This window comes from Arachidicoccus ginsenosidivorans (assembly GCF_007971385.1).
In the GTDB taxonomy this organism is placed as follows: domain Bacteria; phylum Bacteroidota; class Bacteroidia; order Chitinophagales; family Chitinophagaceae; genus Arachidicoccus; species Arachidicoccus ginsenosidivorans.
The window spans coordinates 4,746,003-4,761,435 of sequence record NZ_CP042434.1; the positions used below are offsets into that span (position 1 = coordinate 4,746,003).

Genomic DNA, 15,433 nt, shown 5'->3' on the forward strand with positions numbered 1-15,433 from the left:
ATTTAATGAGGGGGTTAAAAACGGTCGTTGAATCGTCTTCTAACTATATTTTTTTAACACTCTGACAAATTAACGTCGGAAATAGACCTAGAAAAGGGGGTAAAACGGTAAAAAAGCGGGTAGTTTTTGGTGTTGTTTTAACAATTTATGGAAAAGCTGTTAATATGCTGGCAAAGGGTCCACAAAGGTCTGGCAAAATGTTTTTTGCTGGCCACTGGTTAGCTGGCCCTAAAATGGGTAGGACATGTGTAAAGGGATTTTATGAATTCATATTTTCCCACATCTCATATTCTTTCATCAGTACCTTTTCCGGAAAGGCCTTGGCATAGCTGTAGATGAGTTGCATGATATAGTGGTTACCCTGGTATAAAGGTAACAGGCTTTTAGCATCTTCAATACGGGTCAGATCCGTATCCTTATCTATATAGCCCATCGCTGTAAAATGTCCTTTTTCCACATAGATACAACTCTGTTCGTTTGCTGTCCTGCCTTTATCCAGGATAACAAAAGTGGGCAACTGATTTCTGTATTCCTGTAAAGCTTCCCTGACCAGTTCATTATAATAGGTCGTGTCCGTCTTTTTGGGACACATGACGCCCTTGCTGTGGCAGCCACCCTCAGCGCTGCAACTGCCGAGCCGGCAGAGCTCGGGGCAGAGATCATAGGCGTGTACCATCTCATGCAAGGTATTGGAGGCTTCAATCAGATGGGTAAAGACCAGTTCTGCCTGCTGGTTTTTATTGAATTTACCGATGGCCATTCTTAAGAAGCCGTCCAGGGCCTCATAGACAAACAGGCCAAACTTAGGCTCATATTTTTTCATGGCCCGGTTGTATATAGGCCAGAGTCTTTTAATCTCCAGCGCTTCCAAAATAAAAGCCATCAGCTCTGTTCCGCAAGGGGCGTGACTGATATGATAGATACTGCGCAGAAAATGTTGCCTTTGTGGATTGGGATTATGGCCGGTAAAATGTTGGGCAACCCTTTTGCGGATATCTTTGGCCTTGCCTACATAAATCACCTTATCCTTATCGTCTTTAAAATAATAAACACCCGGCGTGTGCGGCAGGGCAGTCATATCTGCCTGAGGCAGATTGGGTGGCAGGTTTTGATCACCGGCGCCTTTTTTGAGCATCCCTGCAATCACCCCCTTGGTATCCCACTGGAGTAACCGGGTAAATAATATAGCCGTAGCGTCTGCATCGCCGCCTGCCCGGTGCCGGTCCGTAAGCGGTATTTCCAGGGCGGCGCAGAGCCGGCCCAGGCTATAGGAAGAAAGCCCTGGTTTGATCTTGCGGCTCATCCTGACCGTACAGAGTTTAGTGGCACTATAAAAATAGCCTGCTTCTGCCAGATGGTGCTTGATAAAAGAGTAGTCAAAATTGACATTATGGGCCACAAAGATCCGGCCTTGCAATAGATTATAGATCTTGTCAGCCACCTGGTCAAAAGACGGACTGGTTGCAATGGTGCTGTTACTGATGCCGGTAAGCGCCGTAATATACAGTGGAATGGGGACGCCCGGATTGACCAGGGTCTCATAGCGCCCGATCACCTCCTGACCGTTATGCAGTATAATGGCCACCTCGGTAATCCCGCTGCCGGCAGCGTGTCCGCCTGTCGTCTCGATATCTACGATTGCATATTCCATCATTTATCGGCTATTTTATCAATTGTCTTCAGTGCTTTTCTTATTTTCTATTTTTTATTTTCTTTTCGTTTATTTTACGTTTTTTGGATGCCGACTTTCTCCATAAAGGTAACACTGACAGTCAGTACGCCAAAATCTTCCATGACGATACCGGTAAAACTGTAAAATCCCCGCCCCCGAAAAGGATAATTAGCGGCACTATCGGGAAAATGGACCGTATCCAGCCAGGCGCCCTCGGCATCCAGAAAAGTCCCAAAATGCATGCGGCGATGGTCTTTTTTGGTTTGTGTATTTTTAATACAGACCAGGTACCCCAGGCAGCAGACTGTTTTACCTATAAAAGACCGTAGATCCCTGGCGTAGATGTATTTAGCGGGATCAGCCTCTACCATCTCAAACACATTACTGAGCGTAAAATGCAAGAGCTCCATTTGTTGATGCATATCCTCCAGAGGGCTGGTAGGCAGATCCGGCAATGTAAAAGTCATGGGCGGCTCCTCAAAAAGTGACTGGGCGGCGGCGACATGGCTGGGCGCCTTACGCAGGAAGTTTCCTTCCCAGAGCAGCGCTTTTTTGCTGCTGCCTGTAAAGCGAAAAGCGTCCACCTTGATTAAGAGATTGAGTTGCTCCATGGGTGTGCCTGTGCGTTCAATAAAATCCTGCAGGTGCAAATAAGGCCCGTTATTTTCCCGCTCTTCAATCAAGCGTAAAGCGACTTTCTCTTCCAGGGACTGTATATGGATAAAGCCTACATAGACAATACCGTCCTTAATAGTGGTCAGGTATTCACTGTGCTGCACCGAGGGAGGCTCCACCTGGGCGCCTTCCAGACGCAGTTGCTGAAAATAGAGTTCACGTGAATAAAATCCCCCGAAATTATTAATCACGGATACCATGAATTCCACCGGAAAATAGGTCTTCAGATACAGGCTCTGGTAGCTCTCTACGGCAAAGCTGGCGCTATGCGCCTTGCAAAAAGAATAGCCGGAGAAACTCTCCATCTGCCGCCAGATCTCGGCTGTGATATTATCCGGATAGCCCCGCTGTTTACAGTTATCAAAAAACTTCTTTTTTAACTGCTCCATTTTCTCTGTGCCTCGGGTCTTGCCTGACATATGGCGACGCAGCACATCTGCCTCACCCATATCCAGTCCTGCAAAGTGATGCGCCACTTTGATAACGTCTTCCTGATAGACCATGACACCAAAAGTATCCTGCAGTATCTCCCCTATTTTAGGATGGATATAGCTAAACTTATCCGGATGGTGGAACCGGAAGATATAGGCTTGCATCATACCGGACTGGCCTACGCCAGGCCGGATAATCGAGCTGGCAGCCACCAGCGTTTTATAGTCCTCACAACGCAGTTTTTTTAGCAGTTGGCGCATGGAAGGACTCTCGATATAAAAACAGCCGGTGGTATTCCCGTTTTTAATATGCTCGGCTACCTTTTTATCTTTTTTGAACTTTTCCACCTGGTGGATATCAATGTCAATGCCGCGGGTTTGTTTGACCAGCTGAATGGTATCTTTAATATGGCCCAGGCCACGCTGACTTAAGATGTCAAACTTAAATAGTCCGACATCTTCTGCCACAAACATATCGATCTGAGCAGTAGCAAAACCCTTGGGCGGCAGCTCCAGAGCGGTATAGTTATAGATGGCTTTTTCACTGATCAGCATACCACCCGGATGGATGGACAGGTGATTAGGGAAATCCTTCATGAGCGCCGCATACTGATAAATCTGAATATGGTTTTTATCTGTCTTGCTGTAAACCCCTTCCGTTAGTCCATCTATCTCTGATTTAGGCAACCCGAAGACCTTGCCCAGTTCTCTGACCGCTGCATTAAACTGAAAGGTCGCAAACATGCCCAGTAGTGCTACATGGTCTCTGCCATAGCGTTTGAATACATAGTCAATCAGCTCATCTCTGTCTGCCCAGGAAAAATCCAGATCAAAATCCGGCGGCGAAGTCCGGTGTGGGTTTAAAAATCTTTCAAAATACAGATCCAGTTCAATGGGACAGACATCTGTAATTTTCAGGCAATAGGCAATAATAGAATTGGCCCCACTGCCCCGCCCCACATAATAAAAGCCTCTGCGGGCAGCGTATTGCAATAGATCCCAGGTGATCAGAAAATAGGCATTGAAGTTCAGGGTATCAATAATAGCGAGTTCTTTTTCTACGCGCGCGCTGGCCACTTTGTTTTTAGCGCCATAGCGCTCCATAAGGCCATCCATGGCCAGCTTGCGAAGTAGCTCCCGGTCGTCTTGCTTGCTGGCAGTAAAAAAACGTTTGTTTTATCCTGATGAAAATCCATCTCGATATGACAGCTGTCTATCAGCTGAAAGGTATTGGTCAGTATCTGCGGATAGGCGCTGAAACGGTGCAGCAGACTGTCTAGCGGCATAAAACACTCATGGGGACCAGCCCGGTGCGTGTCCTGTTGTTTGGACAGGATAATATTACGGTCGATGGCCCTGAGTAGCCGGTGCAGATTATACTGCTGCTTGCCTGCGAAAGTCACTGGTTGGCGTAATACCAACCGGTGTTGCAGGGCTTTATAATCAAGACGGATCAGCTTATTGATATCTGAAGGTTGCACACCGATATACTCATGAGGGGATAAAGACGTGGCAAAATTACCTCTATCTGTCATCAGGCGCATAAAAGGATAGATAACGACCACATCGCCACTGTCCTTACCGCCACTTCCCTGGGTGCTGCCATCTGTAAAGACAGGCCGATCGGGAAACGCTAAACCCTGCATCAGGTGCCAGGACAAAAAACGATTGATGGCGGCGAAGCCTTTATTGTTCCTAGCCAGCAGTATATAACAAAGCTCATCTTCGTTTCTGATCTCTACGCCTGCAATCGGATGGATACCCGCCTGGATTGCATAGCGGACGAAGTCCCATATATCTGACGTGTTATTGATATTGGTCAGGGCAAGACTGGTGGCACCGGCCTCTACGGCCGCCGCCACCAGTTGCTTCGCTGAAAAAGTACCATAACGGTAAGAGAAATATGTTTTGCAGTTCAGGTACATATAAGTGGTCTATAAATGGTCTATAAGTGATCTACTGAGCGTATGATGTATAATACTAATTTAGTAAAGGGATGAAACAAACTCAGGTGGCGGATGGCTTGCCTGATTGTTTACCCGATTGTTTACCAGATTGTTTTTAGTGCTGCTGGGTCTAGGTGCTTGCCTGGTGTTTATGTCTCTGCGTCTTAACCGAGTCTTATTTAGGTCTTGTAAGCCCTTTGCAGCTGTAGCGCGCGTTGTTTAACGCGCTGTCGGTCTTTGTCTGGCTTATCCACGCCGCTGGCCCGGATTAAAGACAAAGGACCAAACTGGCTTTTGATGCTGTCAATCTGCTGGTAAAGACTGATCATTTCCTGGGTGTCGTCAAAAAGGCTGATCTGGTGGGCACCAGTCACCAGATCCGTAAAACGTACGCCCAGCAGACGAACCAGTAGTCTTCGGTCATAGAGTTTACGCAGCAGGGCGGCCGCTGTTTCCAGTAAGGTATGGTCAGAAGCGGTGTAGGCAATTCTGCATTGTTTGGTGACGGTATTAAAATCCGCGTAACGTAGTTTAAGTGTCACGCAACCGGTCATCTTTTTTTGGTGTCTGAGTTCAAAACCAATTTTTTCGATCATGCGTACCAATCTGGATTGCAGGAAATCCAGATCCATGGTATCGCAGGAAAAGGTATCTTCTGTAGAAATACTTTTTTGTTCTATATAAGGAATGACAGGCGTGTCGTCGACACCCCGGGCGCGCCTGGACAGTGTGCTGCCGTTTTTACCTAAAAGGCGGATCAGCATTTCCGGGGGGATTTCTGAGAGAATCTTAATGGTAGAAACGCCCATATCTTTGAGCAAGGTGGCCGTCTTTTGCCCGACCATGGGCATTTTCTCTACGGCCAGCGGCGCCAGGTAGGCTCTTTCCGTTCCCAGAGGAACTTCTATTTGCCCATTGGGTTTTACCTCATTGGTCGCCACTTTGCCCAGCAGCTTGTTGGAGGCCAGCCCATAGGTAATCGGCAGGCCGCTTTCTTTGACGATTTTTGTTTTAAGCTCTTTACAGAACATCGCTGTTCCAAAATAACGGTCCATACCAGTAAGGTCGGCATAGAATTCATCAATAGAGGCCTTTTCATATAAAGGGACACTGCTGGCGATCACTTCGGTCACCAGTCTGGAATATTTACTGTAGTCTTCATGATCTCCAGAGATAATGGTGGCATCTGGGCAAAGAAAACGAGCCTGGCGCATCGGCATAGCCGAGCGCACCCCAAATTTGCGTGCCTCATAACTGCAGGCAGCCACCACGCCGCGGTCTCCCCCACCTACAATGACTGGTATACCCATGAGTTTGCTGTTTTTGAGCCTTTCCACGGAGACGAAAAAAGAATCTAAGTCCATATGAATTATATGCCTTGGGTTGTCCATATTTGGGTTATCTTTATAGTGCAATTATACCCCTTTATTTAGTAAAATAAACCAATATGTTTAGGTGTAAGATTTAAAGAGTTGATTTAAAATTAGTTATCCAATATATTTATTTTTTTATACTAAGTTATTTATCGTTAGTATGTGTTATCAAGTATCCAATAAGCAGAAAACACAGGCCATTTATGAGGCCTTACCTGAATTGACAGATCAGCCCTTAAATTTTGATTTTGAACCGGGCTATATCAGCTCTGGATTTACCTTGCCGCGCTGTCCGGTCGTACTTAGTGAAAACGGACAGCTTAAGCTAAAGGTATTTGAATGGGGTATGGTGACCAGCTATATGAAAGGATCCATGACAGGCCCTGAGAAAAAACAGCTGGACAGACAAAGGTTTAAGCTGCTGAACGCAAGAGCCGAAAGGATTTTGGGGGACACCGGCAGTCTTTGGTATAGAAAAAGAAAAACAAGATTACTGGTGCCGGTAAATGGCTTTTTTGAATACAGAGAAGTGCCTGGTTTTAAAAACAAGATTCCCTATTATATCCATTTAAAAGACCGGCCAATTTTCTTTTTGCCAGGGCTCTATAATTATGCGCATCTGCCGGATCAGGAGGGAGAGCTGATCGGGACTTTTACTTTAGTTATCCGGGCAGCTAACCCTGTAATGCGTGCCATTCACAATAGCGGCGATCATCCCTTCAGGATGCCCCTGATGCTGCCCCCGACCCTGGAAAGAAAATGGCTGGATCCCAATTTATCTGACGAGCAGTTGCAATCGATCCTGGATTATGAATTACCAGGCGCAGCACTGGAATATTATCCGGTAAAATCGCTCTATAGAGCGAGTCCGCTGGATCCGACCCTGATAGAGCCAGTGACGTATCCGGGGCTTGCGCCCATTGAGGCGTGAATGTTTATAAATTATGTTTTTTAGGTTTTAGGCTGCTGGGGCGCAATAGGCACAGATAGATTGAGAGGGTGGTATCGCGGGCTTATACAGATACTATTTTTTTAGGACGGTCGCAATACCCAAAGTGGTTGTTCGGAATTTCCGAACAACCACTTTGGGTATTGTATTGATATTTGCGTGGAAAGAGAGGAACATTAAGGTTGCTCCATAGGTTATGAATGTGCGTAAGCACCTAGTCCACCTTCTTGAAAAAGGTCGGTACATTACCATAAAGGGGTGTTTTGCCATCCCATTTTTCTATGAACTGCTGCTGTATTAGAAGTGGTGTCAAAGAAGATTGTCTAAGCAAATTGGCCTGCCGCTCCCCTTCTGCAACGATGACTTTTCTTCGGGCATCGATAGAATCTTTTACCAATTGGTTCTGCGCCTGCATCGCTTCCTGGACTGCTCTGTTTTTGGCATCTACTGCCTCTACAATGGATTTTGGATAGATCAGGCCAGAAGTCAAGGATTCCAGCTTAAAACCGTCAGAATTCATGAGTTTATTCAGGTTGAATTGAACACTGTCTTCAAACTGTTGTCGATTACTGATCAACTGTTCTGTTGTGTATTTATTCATCTGTATCCTGAATGCATCCTTGACATAATTATACATGGTGGTATTGGTGATTTCATCCAGATTCTTTCGGTATTTGACATAGATATAAGGAGCCTTGCCTGGAATAACGGCATAACTGAGCGTGGGGTCAATGGTAAAAACAGACCCGTCCTTTGCGTTTACGGTAAAGGGATCATAGTCGACTGTTTTTACAAACAGTGGGAATTCAATAACGTCCTGTGTGAGTGGGTTGTACCAGACTCTGCCTGTACGGATCTGTACATTTGAAACGCCTCTTTCGCTTCCGTACTGGTTCACCAAAATCCCTTCGTACCCGGCATCGATCCTGGTACAGCTGGCGCAGGCCGCAAAAATGAGCGCAATGGCGCCAGCAGCGACAAAAATCTTTTTCATCATCTGAGTCATAAAATAAGCAGATTTAGCTTTTTGAAAATTTAGTATTTGATATGTTTTTTGAGCAGTGTATACAATTTGATGATGGCGAAAATGTCCAGACCTATGCCAAAAACGCCTAAAAATACCAGCAAATCAGAGGGCTGCGATATCATGGAGAACAGCTTTGTGATAAGAAAAAGTTCTGCTACGATAAACAAGGGGACAATAATCAGCAGATATTTCCAGTTCATAAATGATATTTTGGTTTACTGTTACGAATATTTATACAAATATACGAAAGTAAATTTATATTTAAGGGGTTAATTGATTAGTCTTTAGATTGGCCTCAAGTTAACGCCCGCAAAAAAGAACAGCATAATCCAGTGGGATTCAGCTGTGGTTTCCCAGGTATAGTTGCGGCCCTTAAAGGCTGGCTTTTTGTAACGCGCTGAGTCTTTTTTGGATAGAAGAAATGTGATCGGATAACGTGCTGGCGGACTTATCAATGTCTGGATAGGGCAAATAGATGGCAGAAAAACCAAAGTTGTCATTTTGGCTAACCCACTACAGGAACTGATGAACGGCAATAGAGCCTAGGTGCTATAGTATTTTTTTAGTTCCCCAAGGGTTTTAAGACGAGTGCCATTATCAAGGGCATATATCGGTGTTGTGTCAGGTAGATAATCGATCAAGGCTTTTACGTCAGTTTTGAAGCATGAGGTATGACCAATTATCGTATAATCATCCCCTTCTGATAAGTCTTTAGGCCACCAGCCAGATTCTGGATCTTCAGGGGGGCAAGGCCTTTTCTAAAAATTGCATACGTAGTTGACATACTACTTCCTCCTATTTTTTATTCTATATGGATCAAATTGTTTTTCCTTCCACCATTCCCATTGTATAATGCGATCGCAATAGGTGTAATCGTTGACTATAGCTCTAGGGTCAGGGATCGTTTCTTCAAGATAAGGTGTATCTTTAGGTATTTCATGTGTAAGACACATTTCTCCATCTTTATTTATTGCATATCTGTCATCGTCCCATGATACATAAGGGCCAAGCGGCCAGGGATACGACTTTATCTTGTTCTTTATTGACCTTCTTATGTGCCTCCAGTATATAGCAGTCCTACTATAGTTTCTGGCTCTTTCTTTTGTTATAGCTTTTCTATAGGATCTTGACATGCTTTAATATTTAAAATTTGGATAATTGGCTTAATCAAATTTATTTTTTATTGGGTAAAATGCGGATATTTAAACTATTTCAGCAATATATCAATGGTAGGTTGCAATCTTTCGCTAAAAATTAAAGTGGAGAGTACCGGATTCGAACCGGTGACCTCTTGCCTGCCAGGCAAGCGCTCTAGCCAACTGAGCTAACCCCCCTTTAATCAAACAGAACGAATAACTTTCTGCTAATGAGTCGCAAATGTAGTACTGAAAATTTAAATTACAAAAATTAGTAGGAATATTTTTCAAATCACTAAAAGCATGGGATATATATTGGTTATTATTAATATTTAATTGGTCTGCTAGTCATTTAAAGTTTCCCCTCTTCTCAATAGTGCTGGTTGACCTGTTCATTTGTTTTTTCTGCACAGAAATTTTCATTGAATGAAATTGCGAGGCCATATTTCGACCCATTCTTAGCGAATTTTCCTCCTTGTCCTAAATATCGGGTTTGGAATTTAATCTTGAATATGAAGTCGAGATTTAGGTCATATTAACAGGAATCCCCCTATATTTCCCAACATTCCATTCAAATAAAGCACTGTATCAGCTGTGATTTCCCTGATAATCCATTAACTTTAACTTCCGTAATCACTATAAAACAGTCCTGAATATGAAACGCTGCTTTAGACTTACTTTATTTAGTGCCTTTCTTACCCTGGTGGCTGGTAGTCAGATCTTCGCCCAAACACCCAGTAAGATTATTATTGATGGTTGTCTTACCGGTGTACAAGACGGAGCCCATATATCCCTTATGAAAGAAGAGGGGTCCGTAGGTAGTGAAGTGGCAAAAGATAGCGTATCTGATGGGCATTTTCATATAGAGTATGCTCCGGAGGATACATTACTAGGCAATTACAGCCTTATGTCTTTTGATGATAGCTTTCCTTCCATGGCCTTGAAGCTTTGGGCTAAAGCAGGTCACCCTATTTCCATTACCGGCAAGAACACTTTGGTTTATACATGGCAGGTCAAAAGTGATATCCCCGAACAACAAGAATGGACCTATTTTATAAATGCCAATAAGGAGCTTTGGAATGCGTATCAAAAAAAAGGGGTAATAAGAAAAGGGCTTATGCATATTGCATTAGATGATAATCGTTCCCCCGAAGATAAAAAAACAGCCAGAAAATCAATAGACTCCCTGGATAAGGTCTCTAACTCAATTGAATATACCATTCAGAAGCAGAACCTGGCCTTACTGCAACAAGGTCCGATGACACTTACCCGACTGGAAGTGCTAAACGGCGTCGCAAATCAAATTAAATGGTACCAGAAAGAGGAATTTAGAGCCCCAGTTACTAAAATCTATAAAGGCCTGGAGCCTGAGCTAAAAATAGTGTATATGGACAAAAACTAACCATTACACTTTATGCACCTAAAGTAATTAAGGCCGGAGATTCTATGTATGACACCAAATTATTAGACATTGCAGGCAACGTGCATCATTTGGCGGATTTTAAAGGCAAATATCTTCTAGTTGATTTTTGGAGCTTCGGATGTGGCCCTTGTCATGCATCCATACCGGAATTAAAGGAAATTGCTGAAAAACTTGAGCGCAAACTGGCTGTAGTCAGTCTTTCCAGCGATACCAAAAAAATCTGGGAAAAGGCCACTGAATATTTTAAAATGACCGGTAATAACTTTAGCGATTTAAAGGAAGACCGAGGTATTTATGCACATTATGGTGTTGCAGGTATTCCGCATTATGTTTTAATCAGTCCCGACGGTATTGTAAAATCTGCCTGGACTGGATATGGCACTGGCAGTATCAAAAGCAAATTAAGAGAGCTAACGGGTTTGACAATTGAAGATTAAACCAAAGCCTGGTCAGGCAAGCGGGTCGGCTAAGGTAGTCCTGCATTCGCTAAAACTGACATTATCTATTGAATGGTTAACCTTGAATGATGCCCACATGCTGGCTTTTTATTGGTTCCATTACCGCTTTAAATAAACTTCCAAAATTAAGAAGAGCAATTAGGGTTGGTAATTGGGTCTTGAGTATTATGAATTTAACCGACTTTTTGGGTTAATTGCCCCACGCTATTGATCGCTATTGATGCCTCTCCAGAATTCTCCATTTAAGCTTGCTGGTTAAATGTTGGTCATATTTGTAGATAATCCCAAGTAGCACGACTCCTGCCAAAAGAGTAGCGCCCATTGTATAAAGGAAATATTTGGAAGGATAAAAATAACCAATTACCGCAGCTAGGACCAACATGGAAATTGTAGCAATTAAAGAGGTCGCCGTACGGATTCGTAAAAAATCAAAGTTCTTTTCCATTCTTTTGTACCGAAGATTAGAGGATAGAAAACCAATAGGTATGCCAAGCCCGCTAAAAGCCATATAAGCTAACGGGATTTTCGAGCTGAAGCAGTGATAACAGACGGTGATAACACTGGTGGTTATAAGCATGACTAGTACTGCCGGCAGATATAAGGAGAGATAAACCTTAAGCTGTTTTTTGAAGGTAGGCTGAATAATCAGGTTATTTACTGCAAGCTGATAATAGAAACCCCACAGGTTCTCAAATACATAGGTGAATAACACTAAAGGTAAAAAGCAAAAGGCCATAAAAGGAATCTTTGCAAACAAAGCGTCCAGGCCTGTAGCCCCTGTCTTTTGTCCGGATAAAAAGATGATTGCCATAAGTGTATTAATACACAAGACGCCCATCAGCATACTGGTCGCGGCATTATTGTTTCCGATGAGTATGCTACAAACGATCCGCCAATATCCTTTCTTGGGGGTAAAGCTATCGTTGGGCCGTTTTGTCGATCTGCTAAAACTGGGCTCCTGATCTTGATAAAAAAAATAAAAAGCAAAAACCAAAACAACACTTATTCCCAATAGTAAAGCCGATTGAGGCAGGTGCAGGTTCCCGGCGAACTTTAAGGCTAAATAATAGAGGACGCATAATAATGCCAATAAAGCTATATATCCTTTTTTTCGCCAGGAAATGGCATTTAACAGGTTCTCCGCAAAAAGGATTCCTGTTATCCAATACAAAAGTAGGGTTATGAGCCCGGTTAATGGAAGGGGTCCTGCTGAAAAATAGAACACCAGTACAAATAGCAGTAAGATTAGGTAGATTGTCTTAAAAAGGGCAAAAGCAAAAAGATCGATGGTCGCCTTCTGCACCCTTGAAATAGGATATTGTGGCGCTATAATTAGCTTCTTGAGGCAAAAAGAGGGGAATACCTTGTAAAATAAGGGAACAAATAAAAGGCTGTAGCATATCGCCTGCATGATAAGGGGCGCCTTATCGTGCGCTCCGTGGCTAAAAAGGTAGCCGGCAGCTCCAGCATATAAAAGTAATACCAATGCATACAAGGCATTGCCGATAAGAGATTCGGTATTATTTGACCGGAAAAATCCCTTAAATTTATTTTTCAATAAAAATACAATGATTTCCATGGGATAAAGCGCTAGATAATAGCATTTAATAAGGATGCGTCCTGGTGATCAGGTTGTAAATATTTGAGGAGCTCGTTATCGATAGACGAGCTGCCATTCTCTTTGAATTGGGATAATGTCCCATTAAAGGCCAGCGCACTGTCATATAAAACGCCGATCTGAGTAGCAATTTTGTCTACATACAATAAGTCGTGTGAGGAAACGATAATGGTTCGCTCGGCAGATTTGTATGCATTGATAAAATTGCAAAGCTTTTGGGCTGCTACAGGATCCAGATTGGCAAAAGGTTCGTCCAGAATCAGTAATCTGGGCTAGTGCAGCATCGCAGCGCAAATAGATAGCTTTTTACGCATACCACTGGAATAGCTTTTCGATTTTTTAAGTAGCTCCTCTTCATTTTCAAAAAAGTAACCTAGCAGGTTTTCTATGCGCTCCAGTGACGCTGACTTATTCATGCCGTAAAGCATCCCGATCCACTGTAAATAGTCAATTGCATTTAAATCCCCGATAATCTGATCAAATTCGCTTTGTATGCCTAGCTCCTTTTTTATAGCCAGTTCGTCCTCCTGATAATTTAAACCACCAATCCATACCTTACCCTGAGTTGGCTTACTGATATCGGCAATAATATTCAATAAGGTGCTTTTACCAGCGCCGTTTTTGCCGAGCAGGCAATAAATGTTGTTTTGCTCTACCCCAGGTTAATGTTATTTAAAACGATTTGTTTTCCATAGATTTTACTTAGATGTTGTAATTGTATATGCATAAGTGTTCTCGTTTCTTCAAATAATGGATTCTTTCATTCCCAGTTCTTACAATTTTCTTCTGACCTATTCCCAAACCTCCCTCATCTGTGGTTCGAACATTTAGATACTGTTCGATAGTAATGCTGTAAGGTAACTATTTATTGGCATTCAATTTCTTCCTTTATTAAATTGGAGAAATACTTTTAAACGCTACTTATGCATAAATTTACAAATAAGTTCTGAAAAGGATCGTTTTTTGAGGATCACTTCCCCCGCCAAAAAGAAAATTAATCCCTGCCAAAGATAGAAGCCACGGGGTAAGATTATATAGCTAATGGAAAATTACATTTAAGATAATACGGATAAGTTTTGAATTTCAATTGCTCCTTATAATTTCTTTTCAATGCGTATCCATACATCCGCTAAGGAACGAACACCTAAAAATTTTTTGATGCTGGCCTGGTTGGGTAATTCTTTATTGCTATTAATTTCTTTGGTTGTGGGACGCCTGTTATATTTGAGGTATTCTTTTTTGAGTAGCATTAATAACTCCGCCTTGGTAAACCTGCCTTTAAGCATATGGATGCGGGTATAACCACAAGCTTGCTTCAGCGCTGTAAAACTGCCAAAATGGTTAATAATTGTACGGTAACTAGGCATACCTTTTAGTTGCTTAGTTGCCTTAACAGTGGCGCCATTTGGAAAACAATACCGGTTGCTGAGCTCAATATAGCGCCTTTTCACCTCCTCTTTGGTCAGGTCCAAATTGTTTGTAAACTCCTTATTTTTGGACATCCCCAGCCATTGTAAAAACTGATTGTAGTTACCAACAGCTGTATGAATACGGTCAGGGGTTATCTGCAGTCTTTTGCCAGCTCATCCATGGTGGGCGATTTACCCTGTTGCTTGTAATGTTCTATTATTGCATTTATGAGCTTTTTCTTATCCACATCGCTCCATAAACCTGCTTTTTTGAGCAGATTTCTCCAACCACCAAATTGTTGATTTATATATGCAGTACTGGGCAGTTGATGCTTTTTATAAACTAATTTGTACTGCTTTTCCGTGGTAATCTTTTCTTTTTTAATAAATTGCAATAAGACTTTTAAAGCCTTGTTTTTATCTTCAGTAACGGGAGACTTAAGGGTAAAGCGGTCCAGTCCAGCGGTTTTAAGAACCGCTGTCCAGGTCTTTACCCCGAATTTTTTGTAATAAATATTTTTTGAATAGAGTCCATTAGCCTTTAAGCATTCGGATGCCTTTGGCGCCCTTTTGTGTTTTACATAAAAATTAAGCAAAGAATTTTTGACCTGTGCAATGGAAGGATTCAATGTTCTATTGGGCTTCAGTCCTATTTTTTTGATGACTTCCTGCCAACTAGAAACCCCAAATGCCTTCAGGATGGTTTCGTAAGCAGGTAACCCGTTAGCAGTAGTACAATCTTTTGTTCCAGGTAATTTTCCATGCTGCTGCTCAAAATCCAGCAAAGCTTGTTTTAGATCATCCACAGAAGGTTTCCATACTTGATAAAATCCGAGTCCCACTGCTGTTAATACTTCTGCCCAGGTTTTGACCTGAAAAGTATTTAAATAAAATACCGGTGCATAAAGCCCGTTAGCCCTGCTGCAATCCACCGTCCTGGGTGATTTGTTGTACTTAGCATAATAATCCAGTAAGGTCTTTTTTAACTGCTCTTTTGAATATTCCTTTTTTCGGGTGTACTGTAATCCGGCTGCTTTTAAAGCATTGGTCCAGTTACCAAAGTGGCGTTTAATACCGTAGAGATCCTTATGGAAATCCTCTTTAATGGGGCACCGGCCCGTCCTTTTAAAATGTTCCTGTAATGCCTCAATATATTGCTGTGCTTTATCCTGGTCCATATTGGTATTATACAAAGTGGGTGGCAAATTTGATTACCGCTAAATTAATAAAGTATAATAAAGCAGGTGCATTAAAACATATTGCCCAGTCTGTTAGACATAAATATAGCAATAAGATGGAAAAAAGACAAGTATAAA

Annotated in this window: 14 protein-coding genes, 1 tRNA gene and 1 pseudogene; 3 read left to right on the forward strand and 13 right to left on the reverse strand. The window is 42.6% G+C overall.

Features of this window, described 5'->3' with window-relative positions; translation table 11 throughout:
* Positions 1-259 precede the first annotated feature (259 nt).
* From FSB73_RS19110 to dinB, 4 genes are all read right to left on the reverse strand, one after another.
* Entirely contained in the window at positions 260-1,654 is a 1,395-nt protein-coding gene (locus FSB73_RS19110; protein WP_225974186.1) for an exonuclease domain-containing protein, read from the reverse strand.
* Between the two features lie 71 nt (positions 1,655-1,725).
* A complete protein-coding gene (dnaE, locus tag FSB73_RS19115) occupies positions 1,726-3,894 on the reverse strand; it encodes a DNA polymerase III subunit alpha (protein WP_262712393.1) in 2,169 nt (722 codons plus the stop codon).
* Positions 3,837-4,703: a PHP domain-containing protein gene (locus FSB73_RS25645; protein WP_225974187.1), complete on the reverse strand. Its 867-nt coding sequence runs from the start codon at positions 4,701-4,703 to the stop codon at positions 3,837-3,839. Before FSB73_RS25645 ends, dnaE begins: the two co-directional genes overlap by 58 nt.
* A gap of 200 nt (positions 4,704-4,903) precedes the next feature.
* Complete coding sequence (gene dinB, locus FSB73_RS19120; protein WP_146785857.1) at positions 4,904-6,115, reverse strand: DNA polymerase IV; 1,212 nt, start codon at positions 6,113-6,115, stop codon at positions 4,904-4,906.
* A 142-nt stretch (positions 6,116-6,257) separates the two neighbouring features.
* On the opposite strand from dinB, the gene FSB73_RS19125 reads away from it, so the two are divergent.
* Entirely contained in the window at positions 6,258-7,028 is a 771-nt protein-coding gene (locus FSB73_RS19125; RefSeq protein ID WP_146785859.1) for an SOS response-associated peptidase, read from the forward strand.
* 232 nt (positions 7,029-7,260) lie between these two features.
* Here the strand turns inward: FSB73_RS19125 and FSB73_RS19130 are convergent, their stop codons facing one another.
* From FSB73_RS19130 to FSB73_RS19145, 4 genes are all read right to left on the reverse strand, one after another.
* Positions 7,261-8,043 (reverse strand): SPFH domain-containing protein, encoded by a 783-nt coding sequence (locus tag FSB73_RS19130; RefSeq protein ID WP_158639611.1) that lies wholly within the window; start codon positions 8,041-8,043, stop codon positions 7,261-7,263.
* A gap of 38 nt (positions 8,044-8,081) precedes the next feature.
* Complete coding sequence (locus FSB73_RS19135) at positions 8,082-8,273, reverse strand: hypothetical protein (protein ID WP_146785864.1); 192 nt, start codon at positions 8,271-8,273, stop codon at positions 8,082-8,084.
* Positions 8,274-8,858: 585 nt separating this feature from the next.
* Positions 8,859-9,206 (reverse strand): hypothetical protein, encoded by a 348-nt coding sequence (locus tag FSB73_RS19140; protein ID WP_146785867.1) that lies wholly within the window; start codon positions 9,204-9,206, stop codon positions 8,859-8,861.
* Positions 9,207-9,333: 127 nt separating this feature from the next.
* A tRNA-Ala gene (locus tag FSB73_RS19145) sits at positions 9,334-9,407 on the reverse strand.
* A gap of 457 nt (positions 9,408-9,864) precedes the next feature.
* Here FSB73_RS19145 and FSB73_RS19150 point away from each other — a divergent pair.
* On the forward strand, positions 9,865-10,611 hold the full coding sequence (locus tag FSB73_RS19150; protein WP_146785870.1) for a hypothetical protein: 747 nt from the start codon (positions 9,865-9,867) through the stop codon (positions 10,609-10,611).
* A gap of 26 nt (positions 10,612-10,637) precedes the next feature.
* Entirely contained in the window at positions 10,638-11,069 is a 432-nt protein-coding gene (locus FSB73_RS19155) for a TlpA family protein disulfide reductase (RefSeq protein WP_262712667.1), read from the forward strand.
* 235 nt (positions 11,070-11,304) lie between these two features.
* On the opposite strand, the gene FSB73_RS19160 is transcribed toward FSB73_RS19155, so the two are convergent.
* The 5 genes and pseudogenes from FSB73_RS19160 to FSB73_RS19175 all read right to left on the reverse strand — a co-directional run bounded on the left by FSB73_RS19160 (position 11,305) and on the right by FSB73_RS19175 (position 15,295).
* Positions 11,305-12,669, reverse strand: a complete 1,365-nt coding sequence (locus FSB73_RS19160) for a hypothetical protein (RefSeq protein ID WP_146785878.1) — start codon at positions 12,667-12,669, stop codon at positions 11,305-11,307.
* Positions 12,670-12,680: 11 nt separating this feature from the next.
* Positions 12,681-12,854, reverse strand: a complete 174-nt coding sequence (locus tag FSB73_RS23380; protein WP_158639612.1) for a hypothetical protein — start codon at positions 12,852-12,854, stop codon at positions 12,681-12,683.
* Positions 12,855-12,980: 126 nt separating this feature from the next.
* Positions 12,981-13,352: pseudogene (locus FSB73_RS19165) on the reverse strand (ATP-binding cassette domain-containing protein); the annotation flags it as partial.
* A gap of 450 nt (positions 13,353-13,802) precedes the next feature.
* Positions 13,803-14,210 carry a hypothetical protein gene (locus FSB73_RS19170; RefSeq protein ID WP_146785885.1) on the reverse strand — a complete coding sequence of 136 codons (408 nt, stop codon included), beginning with the start codon at positions 14,208-14,210 and terminating at the stop codon, positions 13,803-13,805.
* Between the two features lie 59 nt (positions 14,211-14,269).
* A complete protein-coding gene (locus FSB73_RS19175; protein WP_146785889.1) occupies positions 14,270-15,295 on the reverse strand; it encodes a homing endonuclease associated repeat-containing protein in 1,026 nt (341 codons plus the stop codon).
* Between the last annotated feature and the right edge of the window lie 138 nt (positions 15,296-15,433).

Excerpts from the sequence above, each read along its gene's own strand:
- FSB73_RS19110 (WP_225974186.1), bottom strand. The coding sequence starts at position 1,654 with ATGATGGAATATGCAATCGTAGATATCGAGACGACAGGCGGACACGCT.
- dnaE (WP_262712393.1), bottom strand. The coding sequence starts at position 3,894 with ATGGATGGCCTTATGGAGCGCTATGGCGCTAAAAACAAAGTGGCCAGC.
- FSB73_RS25645 (WP_225974187.1), bottom strand. The coding sequence starts at position 4,703 with ATGTACCTGAACTGCAAAACATATTTCTCTTACCGTTATGGTACTTTT.
- dinB (WP_146785857.1), bottom strand. The coding sequence starts at position 6,115 with ATGGACAACCCAAGGCATATAATTCATATGGACTTAGATTCTTTTTTC.
- FSB73_RS19125 (WP_146785859.1), top strand. The coding sequence starts at position 6,258 with ATGTGTTATCAAGTATCCAATAAGCAGAAAACACAGGCCATTTATGAG.
- FSB73_RS19130 (WP_158639611.1), bottom strand. The coding sequence starts at position 8,043 with ATGATGAAAAAGATTTTTGTCGCTGCTGGCGCCATTGCGCTCATTTTT.
- FSB73_RS19135 (WP_146785864.1), bottom strand. The coding sequence starts at position 8,273 with ATGAACTGGAAATATCTGCTGATTATTGTCCCCTTGTTTATCGTAGCA.
- FSB73_RS19140 (WP_146785867.1), bottom strand. The coding sequence starts at position 9,206 with ATGTCAAGATCCTATAGAAAAGCTATAACAAAAGAAAGAGCCAGAAAC.
- FSB73_RS19150 (WP_146785870.1), top strand. The coding sequence starts at position 9,865 with ATGAAACGCTGCTTTAGACTTACTTTATTTAGTGCCTTTCTTACCCTG.
- FSB73_RS19160 (WP_146785878.1), bottom strand. The coding sequence starts at position 12,669 with ATGGAAATCATTGTATTTTTATTGAAAAATAAATTTAAGGGATTTTTC.
- FSB73_RS19170 (WP_146785885.1), bottom strand. The coding sequence starts at position 14,210 with ATGTCCAAAAATAAGGAGTTTACAAACAATTTGGACCTGACCAAAGAG.
- FSB73_RS19175 (WP_146785889.1), bottom strand. The coding sequence starts at position 15,295 with ATGGACCAGGATAAAGCACAGCAATATATTGAGGCATTACAGGAACAT.